12 protein-coding genes and 1 pseudogene are annotated in these 16,821 nt (G+C 69.3%); 6 read left to right on the top strand and 7 right to left on the bottom strand.

All coding sequences use genetic code 11. The annotated features are described in order from the left end of the window. Positions 1 to 42: 42 nt before the first annotated feature. A complete protein-coding gene (locus V6S85_RS18270; RefSeq protein WP_334349823.1) occupies positions 43 to 399 on the bottom strand; it encodes a DUF3060 domain-containing protein in 357 nt (118 codons plus the stop codon). A gap of 195 nt (positions 400 to 594) precedes the next feature. Here V6S85_RS18270 and V6S85_RS18275 point away from each other — a divergent pair, with 195 nt between their 5' ends. Continuing rightward, the gene (locus V6S85_RS18275) at positions 595 to 3,021 is read left to right on the top strand and encodes a M20/M25/M40 family metallo-hydrolase (RefSeq protein WP_334349824.1); all 2,427 of its coding nucleotides are present in this window, start codon (positions 595 to 597) and stop codon (positions 3,019 to 3,021) included. A gap of 195 nt (positions 3,022 to 3,216) precedes the next feature. Here V6S85_RS18275 and V6S85_RS18280 read toward each other — a convergent pair whose 3' ends face one another. Further along, positions 3,217 to 4,656: an aldehyde dehydrogenase family protein gene (locus V6S85_RS18280; RefSeq protein WP_334349825.1), complete on the bottom strand. Its 1,440-nt coding sequence runs from the start codon at positions 4,654 to 4,656 to the stop codon at positions 3,217 to 3,219. A gap of 161 nt (positions 4,657 to 4,817) precedes the next feature. Here V6S85_RS18280 and V6S85_RS18285 point away from each other — a divergent pair, with 161 nt between their 5' ends. Continuing rightward, entirely contained in the window at positions 4,818 to 5,441 is a 624-nt protein-coding gene (locus V6S85_RS18285) for a hypothetical protein (RefSeq protein WP_334349826.1), read from the top strand. 7 nt (positions 5,442 to 5,448) lie between these two features. Here V6S85_RS18285 and V6S85_RS18290 read toward each other — a convergent pair whose 3' ends face one another. The 4 genes and pseudogenes from V6S85_RS18290 to V6S85_RS18300 form a co-directional block, all read right to left on the bottom strand. Further along, positions 5,449 to 6,837 carry an L-serine ammonia-lyase gene (locus tag V6S85_RS18290; protein WP_334349827.1) on the bottom strand — a complete coding sequence of 463 codons (1,389 nt, stop codon included), beginning with the start codon at positions 6,835 to 6,837 and terminating at the stop codon, positions 5,449 to 5,451. Positions 6,838 to 6,888: 51 nt separating this feature from the next. Beyond that, positions 6,889 to 6,955 (bottom strand): annotated as a pseudogene (locus V6S85_RS26665) (hypothetical protein); the annotation flags it as partial. A gap of 32 nt (positions 6,956 to 6,987) precedes the next feature. Then, a complete protein-coding gene (locus V6S85_RS18295) occupies positions 6,988 to 8,640 on the bottom strand; it encodes a M28 family metallopeptidase (protein WP_334349828.1) in 1,653 nt (550 codons plus the stop codon). A 134-nt stretch (positions 8,641 to 8,774) separates the two neighbouring features. Continuing rightward, on the bottom strand, positions 8,775 to 9,746 hold the full coding sequence (locus V6S85_RS18300) for a threonine ammonia-lyase (RefSeq protein WP_334349829.1): 972 nt from the start codon (positions 9,744 to 9,746) through the stop codon (positions 8,775 to 8,777). 122 nt (positions 9,747 to 9,868) lie between these two features. On the opposite strand from V6S85_RS18300, the gene V6S85_RS18305 reads away from it, so the two are divergent. From V6S85_RS18305 to V6S85_RS18320, 4 genes are all read left to right on the top strand, one after another. After that, the gene (locus V6S85_RS18305; RefSeq protein ID WP_116566133.1) at positions 9,869 to 10,477 is read left to right on the top strand and encodes an acyloxyacyl hydrolase; all 609 of its coding nucleotides are present in this window, start codon (positions 9,869 to 9,871) and stop codon (positions 10,475 to 10,477) included. A 119-nt stretch (positions 10,478 to 10,596) separates the two neighbouring features. Then, positions 10,597 to 11,883: an adenylosuccinate synthase gene (locus V6S85_RS18310; RefSeq protein ID WP_116490250.1), complete on the top strand. Its 1,287-nt coding sequence runs from the start codon at positions 10,597 to 10,599 to the stop codon at positions 11,881 to 11,883. Positions 11,884 to 12,118: 235 nt separating this feature from the next. Next, on the top strand, positions 12,119 to 13,264 hold the full coding sequence (locus V6S85_RS18315) for a hypothetical protein (RefSeq protein ID WP_116490249.1): 1,146 nt from the start codon (positions 12,119 to 12,121) through the stop codon (positions 13,262 to 13,264). Positions 13,265 to 13,408: 144 nt separating this feature from the next. Next, positions 13,409 to 14,167: a response regulator transcription factor gene (locus tag V6S85_RS18320; protein ID WP_116566216.1), complete on the top strand. Its 759-nt coding sequence runs from the start codon at positions 13,409 to 13,411 to the stop codon at positions 14,165 to 14,167. Between the two features lie 211 nt (positions 14,168 to 14,378). Here V6S85_RS18320 and V6S85_RS18325 read toward each other — a convergent pair whose 3' ends face one another. Further along, positions 14,379 to 16,667, bottom strand: coding sequence for a TonB-dependent receptor plug domain-containing protein (locus V6S85_RS18325; protein ID WP_334349830.1), 2,289 nt, complete (start codon positions 16,665 to 16,667; stop codon positions 14,379 to 14,381). Positions 16,668 to 16,821: the final 154 nt, after the last annotated feature.

Consider the following 16,821-nt stretch of genomic DNA (forward strand, 5'->3'; position numbering starts at 1 on the left):
GAGATACCTACGCTCGCGCGGCATGCGTCGGACAAGGCCGAGCTACTTCTCGCGGACCACCTGGTTGTCGACGCCGGTCACGCTGCGGCGGACCTCGCCGGTGGAGCGCCAGCGCACCTTCTGGTCCGTGCCGGTGACCGACAGCACGCCGCCGGGCGCGATGGTCGCCGTGACGGTGTTGCCGCTGCCCGAGATCTCCAGGCTCCGGCACGTGCCAGTCAGGGTGACGGTGTTGTCGACCCCGGTGATCGCCACGGCGCGGCCATCGCACGGCAGGGTCTCGACGTGGTCGGTCCCGGAGATGGCGATCGCCTTGCCGTTCGCCTCGGTCGGCCCCGTCGCCTGGGGCGGCGCGCCGGCCACCATGGCCAGGATCGCGAAGGCGGGAACGATGCTCATCGATGACCTCGATAGAAGTGACGGAGGGCTCGACGCATAGCGCGGCCGCCCCGCGCCGCCATGCTAGGGAAAACCCTAGCGCCCGAGGCCATTTTCGCTCCGCACGCCCGCCTTTCCCGTTCCCCCCGCGCGCGAACACCCGCACCCTCGACGAGGGGGCGAATCGCCGGGGATGGACGCGAGGGCGAGCCGCGCATGAAAGCGATCAGACTTCTGGGTTTCTGGATCTGCCTGCTGCTGGGCCTGGCGCTGGCCGCCCTGGCGCAGAGATCGCCGCCCGTCGTTCCCGCCAGCGCCCCGCCCGACGCGTTCTCCGCAGAACGCGCCATGGCCGACGTGCGGACCATCGCCCTGCGTCCCCACCCCACCGGCTCGACCGACATCGTCCGGGTCCGCGACCACCTGATGGCCCGGGTCTCGTCGCTGGGGCTGGAGCTGTCGGTCCGCGCCGACGAGGGCTACACCGCCCCGCGCAACGACGGCCGCTGGCTGGTCGCCGGCTCGGTGCAGAACGTCATCGGCGTGCTGCCGGGCGCCGACCGATCCAAGCCCGCCGTGCTGATCATGAGCCACTACGACTCGGTGGCCAATTCGCCGGGCGCGGCCGACGACGCCGCCGGCGTGGCCGCCGCCCTCGAGGTCGCCCGCGCCCTGAAGGCCGGGCCGACGCCCGCCCGTGACGTGATCTTCCTGTTCACCGACGGCGAGGAACAGGGCCTGCTGGGCGCCGACGCGTTCTTCGCCCGCGACCCGCTGCGCCAGAAGGTCGGCGTGGTCATCAACATGGAAGCGCGCGGCGACAGCGGCCGGGCGGCGATGTTCCAGACCGGTCCGCAGAACGGCGCCCTGATGGCCCTCTTCGCCCGCGAGGCCAGGCGGCCGGCGGCCAACTCGCTGGCCGCGGCGGTCTATGAGAAGATGCCCAACGACACCGACTTCACCCACGCGGTGAAGGCCGGCCTGCCGGGGCTGAACTTCGCCTTCATCGACGACCAGCTGGCCTATCATACGCCGCTGGCCAAGGCCGACCACCTCGACCAGGGCAGCCTGCAGCACTTCGGCGACCAGGTGCTGCCCACCGCCCGCGCCCTGGCCACCGCTGCGTCCTTGCCCGGCAAGGCGCCCAACGCCGTCTATTCCGACGTCTTCGGCCTGTTCCTGGTCAGCTATCCGGTCGAGGTCGCCTGGGGCCTCCTGGGCCTGGCGGGGGTGCTGGTGCTGTACGCCCAGGTCCGCGGCCTGATGATCCGGGGAACCAGCGCCGTCGAACTGCTCAAGGGCCTCGCCGGCTTCCTGCTGGTCGGAACCTCCGGCGGCCTTGTCCTGCACCTGACCGGCAAGTTGCTGAACATCGCCGACCTCCAGGCCCACTACGCCCTGCTCGGTCGCTTCGACCCGCTGCTGCTGGGCTGCACCGCTATCCTGGTCGGCGTCGCCCTGGCGGTGGTCATCGGCCAGGCCAAGGGCGCGGCGCGGATCTGGCCGAGCCTCCTGGCCCTGGCCGCCGGCGGCGCGACCTGCCTGATCGGTGGTCCCCCCGCCCTGGACCCGGTCGGCGCCGGCCTGGGCGTCGCCAGCGCCGTGCTGGTCTGGGCCGCGCTCGGCAAGCCGGTCGGCGTGCTGGGGGCCTGGATCGGCGCCCTCGTCGGCCTTCTGGCCATCGCGATCGCGGCCATGATCCTGCTGCCCGGCGGCTCGGTGATGGCCGTCTGGCCGCTGCTGGTCGCAGCCCTGGCCGCCGTGCTGGTGCTGGCCAAGGGCGGCACCCGCGACCGCCGCGTGGCCTGGGCCTTGACCGCCTGCGTCGCCCTGTCGGCGATCGTGGTCGTCGTCCAGGTCGGCGCCTGGGGCGCATGGACCTTCGCGGGGCTGGGCGTTGGCCTGCCGGCGATCCTGGCGGCGTTCGGCCTGCTGGCCCTGCCCGCCCTGATCCCGCTGGCCCACGACTTCTCGGCCCTGAAGCTGGCGGCCATCCCGGCCACCCTGGTGGCGGCGGTCGGCGGCGGCCTCGTCGCCTACGCCGTGCTGGCCGGCGCCACGCCGACCCGGCCCGAGCTGACCGAAGCCGCCCACCTGTCGGACCTGTCGAGCGGCCAGGCCTGGCGGATCTCGACCCTGCCGCGCCTGGACGCCTGGTCGCGCGGGGCCCTGGCCGCCCAGGGCGGAACCCCGGCCCAGAAGGACCTGCCGCCGTTCTTCCGCTCCAAGGTCTGGATGGCCGAGGCCCGGCCCGTGCCGCTGGACCCGCCGCAGCTGATCATGGAACACGCCGGCGAGCGCCTGCTGGTGCGGGTGATCCCCGGCCCCGGCGCCGAATATGTCACTCTGCGCATCAAGCCCGACGGCATGCTGGCCGGCGCGCGCCTGAACGGCCGCCCCGTGCCCCTGACCACCAAGCGCGGCGAGTGGACTAGCCTGACCTACCATGCCCCCGATCCCAACGGCGTGACCCTGAGCTTCAGCCGCCTGAACGGCGCCGGCCGCGTCGAAGCCGCCGCCCTCGAAACCCGCGAAGGCTGGCCCCGCGCCGCCCCCTCGCCCGGCGCCAAGCCGGAGGGCCTGATGGGCTGGGGCATCTCGGACAAGACCCTGGTGCTGACGAGGGCCAGCGTGAGCTGGTGATGCGTTTCCGCCCCTCTCCCGGAGGGGAGAGGGAGGGGTCCAGGCGATAGCCTGGGAGGGTGAGGGGTGACGGCCTCAACCGGCGTGCCAGCACTCCGGCAAACACCTTAACCCCTCATCCTCCCACGCCTGCGGCGCGGGTCCCTCCTTCTCCCCATGGGAGAAGGAGAACTCGGTGGGAGAAGGCAGGTCGACCTATTCCGCCGCCTGCTTGGGGGCGTAGCCGAGGATGGCTTTGGTCTCGAGGAACTCGCCGAAGGCGTGGTCGCCCCATTCGCGGCCGTTGCCGCTCATCTTGTAGCCGCCGAACGGGGCCATCAGGTCGGGACTTGCCCCATTGAGGTTGACCTGGCCGGCGCGGAGCTTGGCGGCCACCGCGCGGACGCCGGCGGGATCGCCGCCTGAGACGTAGGCGGCCAAGCCGTATTCGGTGTCGTTGCCGATCGCCACGGCCTGGTCGACGCTGTCGTAGCCGAGGATCGACAGCACCGGGCCGAAGATCTCTTCCTTGGCGATGGTCATGTCGGGAGTGACGTTGGCGAAGACGGTCGGCTTGACGTAGTAGCCGGTCTCAAGCCCTTCCGGCTTGCCCGGGCCGCCGGCCACCAGGGTCGCGCCCTCGTCGACGCCCTTCTGGATCAGGCCCTGGATCTTGGTCCATTGCACCTCGGAGACCACCGGGCCGAGCTTGGAATTGCCGCTCGGGTCGCCCACCGTGTGGGCCTCGGCGGCGGCCTTGGCGATGGCGATCACCTCGTCCATGCGCTTGGCCGGGACCAGCATCCGGGTCGGGGCGTTGCACGACTGGCCAGAATTCATCATCACCGAGGCCACGCCGCCGCCGACGGCGCGCTGGAAGTCGGCGTCATCGAGGATGATGTTGGGGCTCTTGCCGCCAAGCTCCTGGTGGACGCGCTTGACCGTCGGGGCGGCGTTCTTGGCCACCTCGATGCCGGCACGGGTCGAGCCGGTGAACGACACCATGTCGACTTCAGGATGGCTCGACAGCGCCGCGCCGACCGTGGGGCCGTCGCCGTTGACCAGGTTGAAGACGCCCGCGGGCACGCCGGCGGCTTCCAGGATCTCGGTCCACACCCAGGCCGAGAACGGCGCCACTTCGGAGGGCTTCAACACCATGGTGCAGCCGACCGCCAGGGCCGGCGCGACCTTGCAGGCGATCTGGTTCACCGGCCAGTTCCACGGCGTGATGAAGGCGCAGACGCCGATCGGCTCCTTCACCAGGCGGGTCGTGCCGCGATCTTCCTCGAACTTGTAGTCCTTCAGCACCTGCAGCGAGGTCTGGACGTGGGCGATGCCCATCGCCGCCTGGGCGCGCTGGGCCAGCCAGGCGGGGGCGCCCATCTCCTCGGTGATGGCCTTGGCCATGTCCTCGAAGCGCTTCTGGTACTCGGCGATGATCCGCTCGAGCAGGTCGATGCGCTCCTCGCGGCTGGTCTGGGAATAGCTGGCGAAGGCCTTGCGGGCGGCGCGGACGGCGAGATCCACGTCCTCCACCGAACCCAGGGTCACCCGGCCGGCGACGGCTTCCGTCGCAGGGTTGATGACGTCCACCGTCTTGTCGGACTTCGCCTCGACCCACTGGCCGTCGATGTAGAACTTCAGGTAGTCGCGCATGGGTTCCTCCTGCCGGGCCGCTCTAACCTGGGACGGGGGCGGCGCTCTTTCAAACACTCATTCTAATTATCGGCGATCAGGTGGGAAGAGGCGCCGTCGGTGGAGTTTGTTAATTCGCCTCGCGGAAGTTGCGCCTGACCATTCGACGCGAGGGAACCGCCATGACCAATCTGCTGCCGCTGAAGACGCTGCTGGACAGAGGGGCCGACGGCGAGGCCGTCCTGGCGCTGGGGCGACTGGCGGCCGAACGGCATGCGCTCGACGAGGCGGCGTTCCGCGCGCCGCCGGAGCCGCACGACAACGCCAACGTGCCCGTCGTGGCGCTGGATAAGATCGTGCACCACAGCTATGGCTACGGGGCCGGCGACGCCCCCGGCGCCCTGGAGGCGGACTTCGCCGCCCTCTCGAAGTCGGAAGCCCGGCTGATCATCGAGCTCGCCGCCGCCGCGGCCGACCACCCCACGGCCGAGCAGCCGACCCGGAAGTACCTGGTCGGTCTCGACCGGGCCGCCTCTACCCATGAAACCGCGCTCGTCCGGATCGACATCCGGACCTGGGTCTCGCCGCTGGACCGGACTCACGCGCTGTCGAAGCACATCGACGGGCTGCTCGTCGTCTCGGCCGCCCGATCGTTCGTCGACATCACCAAGACATCGCTCAACACGTTCATCGCGATCTACCAGCGCCAGCTGGCGCTATCGAACCGTCCGGCCCATGACGTCATCGATACGCTGCATGACGTCCAGCACGTCTGGGCGCGACGCCTGGAGCGCCTCCAGGCCTAGGTCCGCCTCAGCACTCCACCCGGTTCACCGACAGGCCCACGGCCAGGCCGCCGAGCGAGGTCTCCTTGTAGATCTCGTTCATGTCCTCGCCGGTGCGCTTCATCGTGGCGATGACCTTGTCGAGCGACACCGAGTGCTGGCCATCGCCGAGCAGGGCCAGGCGCGCGGCGTCTATGGCCTTGATGGCGCCCATGGCGTTGCGCTCGATGCAGGGGATCTGGACCAGGCCGCCGATCGGGTCGCAGGTGAGGCCCAGATTGTGCTCCATGCCGATCTCGGCGGCGTTCTCGATCTGGGCGTTGGTCCCGCCCAGGGCGGCGCAGAGGCCGCCGGCCGCCATCGAGCAGGCCACGCCCACCTCGCCCTGGCAGCCGACCTCGGCCCCCGAGATCGAGGCGTTGCGCTTGTAGAGCGCGCCGATCGCCGCCGCCGTCAGCAGGAAGATGCGCACCTGCTCGGGCGCGCCCTTGTGGAAGCGCACGAAGAACCGCAGCACCGCCGGCACCAGGCCCGCCGCGCCGTTGGTCGGGGCGGTGACGACACGGCCGCCGGCGGCGTTCTCCTCGTTGACCGCCATGGCCCACAGGTTGACGAAATCCATGGCCGCCAGCGGATCGCTCATCTGGCGCTCCATCCGGCCCAGGATGGTCTGGTGGATCTGGCGGGCGCGGCGCTTCACCGACAGGCCGCCGGGCAGGACGCCGTCCTCGCGCATGCCCCGGTCGATGCAGGCCTCCATGGCCCCGAAGATGCGGTCGAGGCCGGCGTTCATCTCGCCCTCGCTCATCCGGGCCAGTTCGTTGGCGGCCATCACCTGGGCGATGGTCAGGCCCGCCTGATCGGCGCGTTCGAGAAGGTCGGCCGAGCTCTCGAACGGGAACGGGATGGCCGGGCCCTCCTCGGGCGGGGCGTTGCGGCCCATCTCGCTTTCGTCGCGCACGAAGCCGCCGCCGATCGAGAAATAGGTGCGCTCCATCAGCAGGGAGCCGTCAGCGTCGAAGGCGCTGAAGGTCAGGGCGTTGGGGTGCTGGGGCAGGCGCTCGTGGCCGGCGAAGACGATGTCGCGCGCCTCGTCGAAGCCGATGCCGACCTCGCCGCCGAGCATCATCCATTGCGTCGCCTTGGTTTCGGCCAGCGCAGCCTCGCCGGCGTCGGGATCGAGGTCGGCGGGCGCGAACCCCATCAGGCCCAGGATCACGGCGCGGTCGGTGGCGTGGCCTTTGCCGGTCAGGGCCAGCGAGGCGTAAAGCCGGGTCTCGACCCGGGCGACGCTGGGCAGCTTGCCGGCGGCGCGCAGCCGCTCGACGAACATCACCCCCGCCGTCATCGGGCCCATGGTGTGGCTGCTGGAAGGGCCGACGCCCAGCTTGAAGAGGTCGAAAACGGAGGCGGTCATCTTAGGGAAATCACAAAATAGATCGTCATCCCGGAAGCGCCGCAGGCGCTATCCGGGACCCAGGGGCGGCGCGCGCGGCCCCTGGGTCCCGGCTCTACGCTGCGCTCCGGCCGGGATGACGGCTGAGGGGAGCGCATGGGTTAGTTTCTCTTACTTGCGTTCGGCCTTGGTCTTGTCGCGCAGGTCCTTGAACTCCGAACCCGCCTGCCACTCGGGCCAGGCGCGCGAATTCGCCAGGTCCGCGCCGACCTTGTAGAACAGGCCGATGTCCATCGCCTGGCCCGACAGGTCCCAGTCCGCCGACCATTCGTCGGCCGGCTGGTGGTAGCGGTTGGCGTTGTAGTCGGCCTCGGCCTTCTCGCCGGCCTCCTTGCCGCCCTTCACCAGATCGCTGCCCGAGCCCACCGAGATGGCCGGCACGCCGCGCTTGGCGAACGGGAAGTGGTCCGAGCGGTAGAAGTGGCCGGCCTGCGGCACGGGATCGGGCGTGAAATAGCGGCCCTCTTCCTTGGCCTTGGCCACCAGCATGTCCTGCAGGTCGACCTTGCCGTCGCCGGAGGTGGTGACATCCTTGGCCGGGCCGGCGGCCGACAGGGCGTCGATGTTGAGGTCCGCGACCGTCTTGGCCAGCGGGAACAGCGGGTTGGCCGCGTAGTATTCCGAGCCCAGAAGGCCCTTTTCCTCGGCGGTCACGGCCAGGAACATCACCGAGCGCTGCGGCGCGGGCGCGGCCTTGAAGGCGCGCCCCAGCTCCAGCAGGGCGGCGATGCCATCGGCGTTGTCGACGGCGCCGTTGTAGATCTTGTCGCCCGTGGCGTCCGGCAGGCCCACGCCCAGGTGGTCCCAGTGGCCGCTGTAGATGATGGTCTCGTCCGGATACTTCGTGCCCTTCACGCGGCCGGCGATGTTCTTGGAGACGATGACCTCGTGCTTTACCGCGTAGTCGGCCGAGAAGGTCGCCTTCAGGTCCACCGGCTTGAAGTCGCGGGTCTGGGCCTGCTTCTTCAGGGCCTCGAAGTCGAGGCCGGCCTTCTTGAACAGGTCGACGGCCAGGTCGCGCTGGATCCAGCCTTCCAGGGCCGGATGGCTCTTGGCCGGGTCCTTGCGCACGATGTCGAACATCGTGTTGGTGTTGGAGTTCTTCACCGTGGCCCAGCCGTAGGAGGCCGGCGCGGTCTCGTGCACGATCAGCAGGCCGGCGGCGCCGCGACGGGCGGCCTCTTCGTACTTGTAGGTCCAGCGGCCGTAATAGGTCATGGCCTTGCCGCCGAAGTCGCCCTGCCCGGTCTCGAAGTCCGGGTCGTTGATCAGCACGACGACGATCTTGCCCTTGACGTCCAGGCCCTTGAAATCGTCCCAGTTGCGCTCGGGCGCGGTGACGCCGTAGCCGGCGAAGACCAGCGGGGCGTCCTTGATCGACACCTTGTCGACATTGGTCATCGCCGCGCGGATGGCGATCTGCTCGCCCTGGGCCAGCATGACGTGGTCGGGACCGGCCATGATGTGGGCGCTGACAGGCCCGGCGATCTCGAACTTGGCCAGCGGCACGTCCTGGGTCCAGGCGCGCTTGCCGTCGGTCTGCAGGTCGCCGGCCGGCTCCAGGCCGATCGCCTTCATCTGCTCGACGACATAGGCGACGGTCTTCTTCTCGCCCTCGGTGGCGGGCCCGCGGCCCTCGAATTCGTCCGACGACAGCACCTTGATGTGCTGCGACAGCTTGGCGGGATCGATCTTGGGCGCGTCGGCGGCATGCGAGAGCATGGGCGCGGCGATCAGCGCGGTTGCGAGGAGAAGGCGTTTCATCGTCGCTACTCTTTTCGAGCGGTTCGTTTCGAGGTCGCGGACCCTAGCGGGAGGTTTTGACCGCCGCTAGGGGGCTGAGAAAAAGAGGATTACCCATCGCTGATCCTTCTCCCCTTGCGGGAGAAGGATCGCGACTAGCCCCCCAGCACCCCCGCGAACACCGCCGGATCCACGTTCCCGCCCGACAGCACGATCACCGCCGTCTGCTCCTTCACGTCGATCTTGCCGGCGAGCGCCGCGGCCAGGGCGACGCAGCCGCCGGGCTCGACCACCAGCTTGAGGTTCATGAACGCCCAGCGCATGGCGGCGGCGACCTCTTCGTCGGTGACGGCGGCGACGCCGGTGAGGGTGCGGCTGTTGATCGGCCACGTCAGGGCGCCCGGCGTCGGGGCCAGCAGGGCGTCGCAGAACGAGCGGGCGTCGGGATCGATCACCTCGCGATGGCCGCTGCCCAGCGAGCGGCGGGTGTCGTCGAAGCCGGCCGGCTCGGCGCCCCAGACCTGGGTGGCGGGCGAAAGGGCCTTCACCGCCGTCGAGGTCCCGGCGATCAGGCCGCCGCCGCCGATGGGGCAGAGCACCTTGTCCAGCGTCGCGCCGAGGCCTTCCGCCTGGGCGATGATCTCCAGGCCCACCGTGCCCTGGCCGGCGATGATGTGCGGGTCGTCGTAGGAGGGCACGACGATCATGCCGCGCTCGGCGGCGATCTGCGCGGCGATGGCCTCGCGGTCTTCCTTGAAGCGGTCGAAGAAGCTGATCTCGGCCCCGAAGCCGCGCGTGGCCTCGACCTTCACCGACGGCGCGTCGGCGGGCATGACGATCAGGGCCGGCATGCCCAGCTTGTCGGCCGCCAGGGCCACGCCCTGGGCGTGATTGCCCGACGAGAAGGCCACGACGCCGCGCGCCCTCTCCTCGTCGGTGAACTGCGACAGGCGGTTGTAGGCGCCGCGGAACTTGAAGGCGCCGGCCAGCTGCAGGGTCTCGGGCTTGACGAACACCCGACCGCCCAGGCGGTCCGACAGGGCCGCGCTCTCCAGCAGAGGCGTGACCACGGCCTGGCCCCTGAGGCGTTCGGCGGCGGCCTGGATGTCGGCGAGCGAGACGGTCATGAGGCCCCTCAATGGCTCAGTGGCTATGTGGCCACGCGGCCACAGCATTCGATCGCCTGCTCTAGCTCGCACCGACGGTTCGCGCCATAAGGGAGCCGGATACTGCTGAGGGGTCAGAGACCATGAAATTCGCACTGTTGGCCGCCGTGGCCGGCGCCGCGCTCGCCTGCGCCACCGCCGCCTCGGCCGGCGAACTGATCGTCGGCGCCTACAAGCACGACGTCACCTTCATCGGCGAGGCCGTGGGCCTGGGCGCCGCCGGCCGCGAGGACGGGGTCGACCTGCACCTGGGCTACCGCACCGATCGCCTGGAGAACCTGACCTGGCTGGGCAAGCCGCAGGTCCACGCCTTCGTCTCGCTGAACAGCGAGAACACCTCCAACTTCGTGGCCGCCGGCTTCTCCTGGCCGATCGATTTCGGCGACAAGGGCGGCTTCTATTTCCGTCCGGGCATGGGCCTGGCCTACACCGACGGCGAGACCGGCCTGCCGCCGGTCAACGAGCCCGGCATCAGCCAGGCCGAGATCCAGCGCCGTCTGAAGCTCTACAACACCCGCATCGACTTCGGCTCGAAGGTGCTGTTCCAGCCGGAACTGGCGCTCGGCTACCGTTTCAACGACCGCTGGGCGACCGAGCTGTCCTACGTCCACCTGTCGAACGGCCAGATCTTCCACCAGGGCAAGAACCAGGGGCTTGACGATCTGGGCGTGCGCCTGCTTTACGCCTTCTGACTTCGTGGGGGCCGCCTGACGGCCCCCGCTCGTCACCTACAATCGAGACAACGTCCGCCGCCGAGTCCTGTCGAAGGGCCGCGGGCGCTACCGGGCAGGTGACAAGGCATATCTCTATCATGGCCAACGTGACCGTCGTGGGCGCCCAGTGGGGCGACGAGGGCAAGGGCAAGATCGTCGACTGGCTCTCCAACCGGGCCGACGTCGTCGTGCGCTTCCAGGGCGGCCACAACGCCGGCCATACGCTGGTGGTGGACGGCAAGGTCTACAAGCTGGCCCTGCTGCCGTCGGGGGTCGTGCAGGGCAAGACCTCGGTCATCGGCAACGGCGTCGTCGTCGACCCGTGGCACCTGCTGACCGAGATCGGCAAGATCGCCGACCAGGGCGTCAACATCACCCCCGACCTGCTGGTGCTGGCCGACAACGCCACCCTGATCCTGCCGCTGCACCGCGACCTGGACCAGGCGCGTGAAGCCGCTTCCAGCCAGAAGATCGGCACCACCGGCCGCGGCATCGGTCCGGCCTACGAGGACAAGGTCGGCCGTCGCGCCATCCGCGTCGCCGACCTGGCCGATCCGGAAGCCCTGAAGCCGAAGATCGAGCGCCTGCTCAGCCACCACGGCGCCCTGCGTCGCGGCCTGGGCCTGCCCGACGCCGACGCGACCCAGCTGTTCGACCAGCTGATGGAGATCGCCCCGCAGATCCTGGCCTACGCCCAGCCGGCCTGGCGGGTGCTGGACCAGGCCAAGAAGGCCGGCCGCCGCATCCTGTTCGAAGGCGCCCAGGGCGCCCTGCTGGACGTCGACCACGGCACCTATCCGTTCGTCACCTCGTCCAACACCGTCGCCGGCCAGGCCGCCGCCGGCTCGGGCATGGGCCCCAAGGGCCCGGGCTACGTGCTGGGCATCGTCAAGGCCTACACCACCCGCGTCGGCGAGGGTCCGTTCGCCTGCGAACTCTCTGACGAAGTGGGCAAGCACCTGGCCACGGTCGGCCGCGAGGTCGGCGTCAACACCGGCCGTCCGCGCCGCTGCGGCTGGTTCGACGCGGTGCTGGTGCGCCAGTCGGTGGCCATCAACGGCATCGACGGCATCGCCCTGACCAAGCTGGACGTGCTGGACGGCCTTGAGACCCTGAAGATCTGCGTCGGCTACAAGATCGGCGACAAGGTCGTCGACTACCTGCCGGCCGGCATGCGCGACCAGGCCGCCGCCGAGCCGATCTACGAGGAGATGGAAGGCTGGAGCGAAAGCACCGCCGGCGCCCGCTCGTTCAAGGACCTCAACGCCAACGCCATCAAGTACGTCCGCCGCGTCGAGGAACTGATCGGCGCCCCTGTGGCCCTGCTGTCGACCAGCCCCGAGCGCGACGACACCATCCTGATGAGGGATCCTTTCGAGGGGTGACCTTTCTGATGCTCCCCCTGAAGGGGGAGCTGTCGCGGAGCGACTGAGGGGGGAAGGGGTTGCGGAGGTTCAGCAGCCGCTTCCCCCTCCGGCCCTCCGGGCCACCTCCCCCTTCGGGGGGGGAGGATTTGGCTCCCGCCATCCGCTAATCCCCATTCCGGGGACTACCTGCGGTCACGGTTAGCGTTTGTTTAGGCCGCCAGCGCTACAACCTCCCCCGTAACCAAGGGGGCTCCTGATCTTGTCCGCGCGCCGAAAGCTCGCTCCCGTCCGCAAGCCGGACCGTCTGACGCGCAGCCTGCGCGCCCTGGAGCGCACCGCGTCGACCAGCCGGGTGCTGAACCTCCTGGCCATCGCCGCCGACAGCAGCCAGCGCCCCGAATATTCCCAGCACCCGCTGTTTCGAAACCGGGTCCTGAACAACGCCCTGATCGTCAAGCACCGCCTGCGCAGCGACGACCTGTTCCTGTTCGACGAAGCGCGGCCGACGGCGACCAAGATCATCATTCCGTTCGAGCGCAGCGACCTCTCCCTGGGCGGCCAGTCGTTCTTCGTCGGCCAGCGCGGCTGGATCGACCTGCTGCGCGAGGCCTGCAACGACCCGTCGGACATGACGCGGGACCTGGCCACGCTGCGCATGATCGACATGCTGCCGTCGCTGGACCCGTTTCTGCTGCGCGAGCACCTGCGCCGCCACGGCATGATCGTGGCCCCGTGCTACTTCGCCCTGTCGCCGAGCGACCTGGAGCAGATGCAGGGCTTCGTCGCCGTCGAGATCTCGCGGCTCATCGACCTGGCCTACCGCGACAGCGGCCGGGTCAACGGCGCGGCCGCCGCTCGCCTGGTCGAGGCCCTGCTGTCCACCGACGTCGACGAGCGGCTGGAGCCGCTGCGCGAGACCCTGGTGCTGGAAGGCGAGAGCTTCAAGGAGGGCGTCTTCAGCTGGAAGGGCTTCCTCTATTACAAGTGGATGCTCACGCGCCTGTGGCCGCAGCTGACCGCCACGGCCGGCGAGATCGGCCAGATGGTCATCACCGGCGCCCGCGAGGCCGAGACCGCCCGCTATGTCGACGACGCCCGCAAGCGCCTGCAACAGGGCGTCGTGCTGGAACGCGCCGCCGTGCTGCGCACCATCAAGGTCTATGACGACGCCTTCGAGGACCTGATCGACAACGGCAAGCCGCAGGCCTTCCGCGAATTCCTGCTGCGCGCGCCCGACATGTTCCTGTCGCTGGGGGAGAAGGTCGGGGTCATCTCGCACATCGCCAGCTTCTGGCGCTACCGCTTCCCCGAGGGCCAGCCGGCCATCGTCGACGTGGAGGAAGCCGTCGACATCCTGCAGGACTTCGACTCCGGGCTTTCGGCCTCGCTGGCGATCTGAAGCCGTCGATCTGACGCACGGGACCGCGCCCGTTCATCAAGCGGTTTTTTACCCTCCTGGGCGTAAGAGTCGGGTCCGATCCTCTGGAGACCCCGCCCCGTGTTCGACGGCAACCCTCGCACCCTGCAGCGCATCGCCGCCAAGATGCAGCGCGTGCTGGTCGTCGACCCGAGCACGGCCGCCGTCCGCCTGCTGGGCGACCAGCTGCGCCACGTGGGCAACGTGCAGGTCTTTTCCGCCCCGACCATCGAGCAGGGCTGGGGGATGGTGCGCACCGTCGACCCGCAGATGATCTTCGTCGAGCACGCCAGCGCCGGCGTCGACGGCCTGGCCCTGGCCAAGAAGATCCGCCGCAGCGACCTGGCCTGCCGCCAGGCCCCGATCATCATGTGCACCGCCGAAGCCACGGCCGAAGCGATCTTCGGCGCCCGCGACGCCGGCATCCACGAGTTCATGCGCAAGCCGTTCACGATCAAGGACCTGGAACGGCGCCTGGAAGCGGTGACGATGAAGCCGCGCGACTGGGTGGAGGCCGTGCAGTACGTCGGCCCCGACCGCCGCCGCTTCAACTCGGCCGAGTACAAGGGTCCGCGCAAGCGCAAGGCCGACGCGGCCGGCACGCCCGCCGCCCGCCTCTCCCAGGCCCTGCGCATCGTCAAGTCCGCCGCCCAGTCGCTGGACAGCGATCCGGCCCAGGCCCGCCGCGCCCTGGCCGCCCAGGCCGCCGAACTGCGCGCCGTCGGCGAGGCGGTGAAGGAACCGCGCCTGATCGAAGCCGCCAACGCGCTCAGCGCCATGACCCAGGTCGAGGTCACCGGCGCCATGGCCCGCGCCGAGCTGGTCAAGCGCATCGACGTGCTGATGGGTTTCATGACCGACGAGGGCAACGGCCGCGCGGCTTGAACGATCCTCCTACTCCTCCCTCGCTTCAGCGGGGGAGGTGGCGCGCTGCGGATACGCAGCGTGACGGAGGGGGCGACCGCCTCCTCTGAGCCCGGTCTCGCCCCCTCCACCACTTCGTGGCCCCCCTCCCCCGCTTCACGGGGGAGGAACAAAGAAAAAGGCGGCGCCCTTTCGGACGCCGCCTTCTTCATTCGAACCGGAAGGCTTCCGATCAGAACGCCATGCGGGCGATCAGCTGGAACACCGGGCCGGCCTGCTCGCGCTCGAGTTCGTACTCGTCGAAGCTGCGGTCGACCTGGTCCTCGATGGTGGTGAACTTGTTGAAGCTCTCCTTCTTGGAGGCGTCCAGCAGGTTCGAGCCGGTCAGGCGGATGGTGATGTCCTTGCCGATGCGCTTCTCGACGAACATCTCCAGGTCGCCGCCGTAGGTAGTGGTGACTTCCTCGCCGACGACGCGGCTGTAGGCCTCGCCCTGCTTGCGGTAGGTCACGCCGAACGAGGCGCCCCAGGTCGGCAGGTCCTGGATGAAGCCGACGTTCAGCACGTAGTCCGACTGGCTGTTGAACTTGCGCGAGCCGAACTCGTCGTCGATGTCGCTGTCCAGCCACGAGTAGTTCAGGAACACGCCGGTGTTCTCGAGGCCGATGACGGTCAGCGGGGTCGAGAGGTCGAACTCGATGCCCCAGACCTTGCCGTCGCCGGCGTTGCGCGCCGAGTAGACGAAGGTGCCGTCGCCTTCGCTGCCTTCGGCGCCCGTGTTGTAGAGCTCCAGCAGGTCGTTGACCTTGCGGTAGAAGAGATTGACGCCGGCGACGCCCGCGCGGCCCAGGCGGCGCTCGTAGCCGACGTCCAGGCCCCAGGCCGTTTCCGGCTTCAGGGTGGGCACGCCGATGAAGTCGTTGTCGCCCAGTTCGGCTTCCAGGGTCGCCGGCGACAGGTACTCGAAGCTCGGACGACGGACCGTGCGGGCCGTGGCGGCGTAGAACTGGTCGCTGGCCGTCAGGTTGTAGCGCACCGAGGCCGACGGCAGCAGGATCTTGTAGTCGGTGTCGTAGCTCTCGCCCGCGGTGCGGTCCTCGATCGAGACGTCGGTGGTCTCGTAGCGCAGGCCGGCTTCCCACTTCAGCGCGCCGGACTTGCCCGACAGCATCACGTAGGGGTCAAGGCGGGTCTGCTCGAAGGTCGAGTCGCCGCCGGCGATCGGGGCGTAGGCGCCGAAGGCGGGCGGGTTGGCCTGGGGCAGGTTGTAGCGGTTGCGCGGAACCTCGGTGAAGTAGGTGTCGCGTTCCTTCTTCTCGTATTGCAGGCCGAACTCGAGTTCGGCGCCGAACGACAGGTCACGCTCGTGCTCGAGCTTGGCCGAGACTTCGGTGTCGTCGATCTCGCGGCGCGACTTGTCGCGGGTGATGCGGTCGCCGTCCGGGAACGGGATCGCGTCGCGCAGGTACTCGATCTCGTCCTCGAACTCGTCTTCCTTGCCCTTGAAGCCGGCGTAGCCGAGCTTCACCGAGGTGCGGCCGCCCAGCATGTCGCGCTTGTACTTGCCGGTCAGCGACCAGCTGTCCTGGTCGATCTGGACGTCGTTGTTGTTGATCGTCTGGATGTTGGCGTTGGTGCGGATGTCCTTGGCGTACTCGATCGAGTCCTCGTCCTGCGTGCGGTCGGTGCGGACGAAGAAGCCGGCCAGCGACAGGTCGCCGCCGGCCACCGGAACCTGGTAGCTGGCGTTGAACGAATAGTCGGTGCCGTTGCGGGTGTCGGTCTGGACTTCGCTGTTGTCGAGCGTGCCGTTCGGCTCGTCGTAGCGCAGGCTGGTCTTGAGCTTGGGATTGCGGCGGCCCTGCAGATTGGCGCCGACCAGCAGGCGGCCGGGGCCGACCTGGCCGCCCCAAACGCCGCCGACCGTCTCGCGGATACGCTTGTCGTCAAACATCATCGCGCCGGCGCGGACGAAGCCGCCGTCCAGGGCGTAGGCGTCGCGCAGCACGATGTTGATGGCGCCGGCGACGGCGTCGCCGCTGCGGTTGGCGCTGGCGCTGCGGACGATTTCGATGCGCTCGATCAGTTCGGCGGGGATGCGGTCGACGAAGAACGAGCCGTCGGCGCCGGCGCCGAACGCGCCCGAGCCCGAACCGGCGCCCGGAACCTTCTCGCCGTTGATCAGGATCTGGGTGTAGGCCGGGTCGAGGCCGCGCAGGCGCACGCCGTCAGATTCCAGCACGTCCGACAGGAAGGCCACCGACGGCACGCGCTTGAGGGCGTCGCCGGCGCTCAGCGGCTCGAAGCGCTGGAAGTAGTCGAGGCCGTATTCGAGGACCGGAGCGGTCTCCTCGGTGCGGTTGCGATAGGCGATGCCGGCCTGGACGACCACTTCGGAAGCAGTGACCGGTTCTTCGGCGGCGGTGGCGATGGGGGCGTCGGCCAGGTCGGCGGCCGCGGCCTGGGCGGCGAGCGCCAGCGGAGCGATGGCGCACAGCGCCAGCAGAGCGGTCTTCTTCATCGGAATATCCCCACGGACACTCCGCGCCCAGGCCCGACACCTGGAGAACACGGGTGTTCTTGTCGGGGGAGGGCATAGTTTCGCCACAACTTCTGAGCCAGAGAAGTTTCGACGACAGTTTTATTGCGGTTTTATGTAGGTAAGCGGATGATCC

The organism is Caulobacter sp. CCNWLW153 (genome assembly GCF_036889365.1).
GTDB lineage: Bacteria > Pseudomonadota > Alphaproteobacteria > Caulobacterales > Caulobacteraceae > Caulobacter > Caulobacter radicis.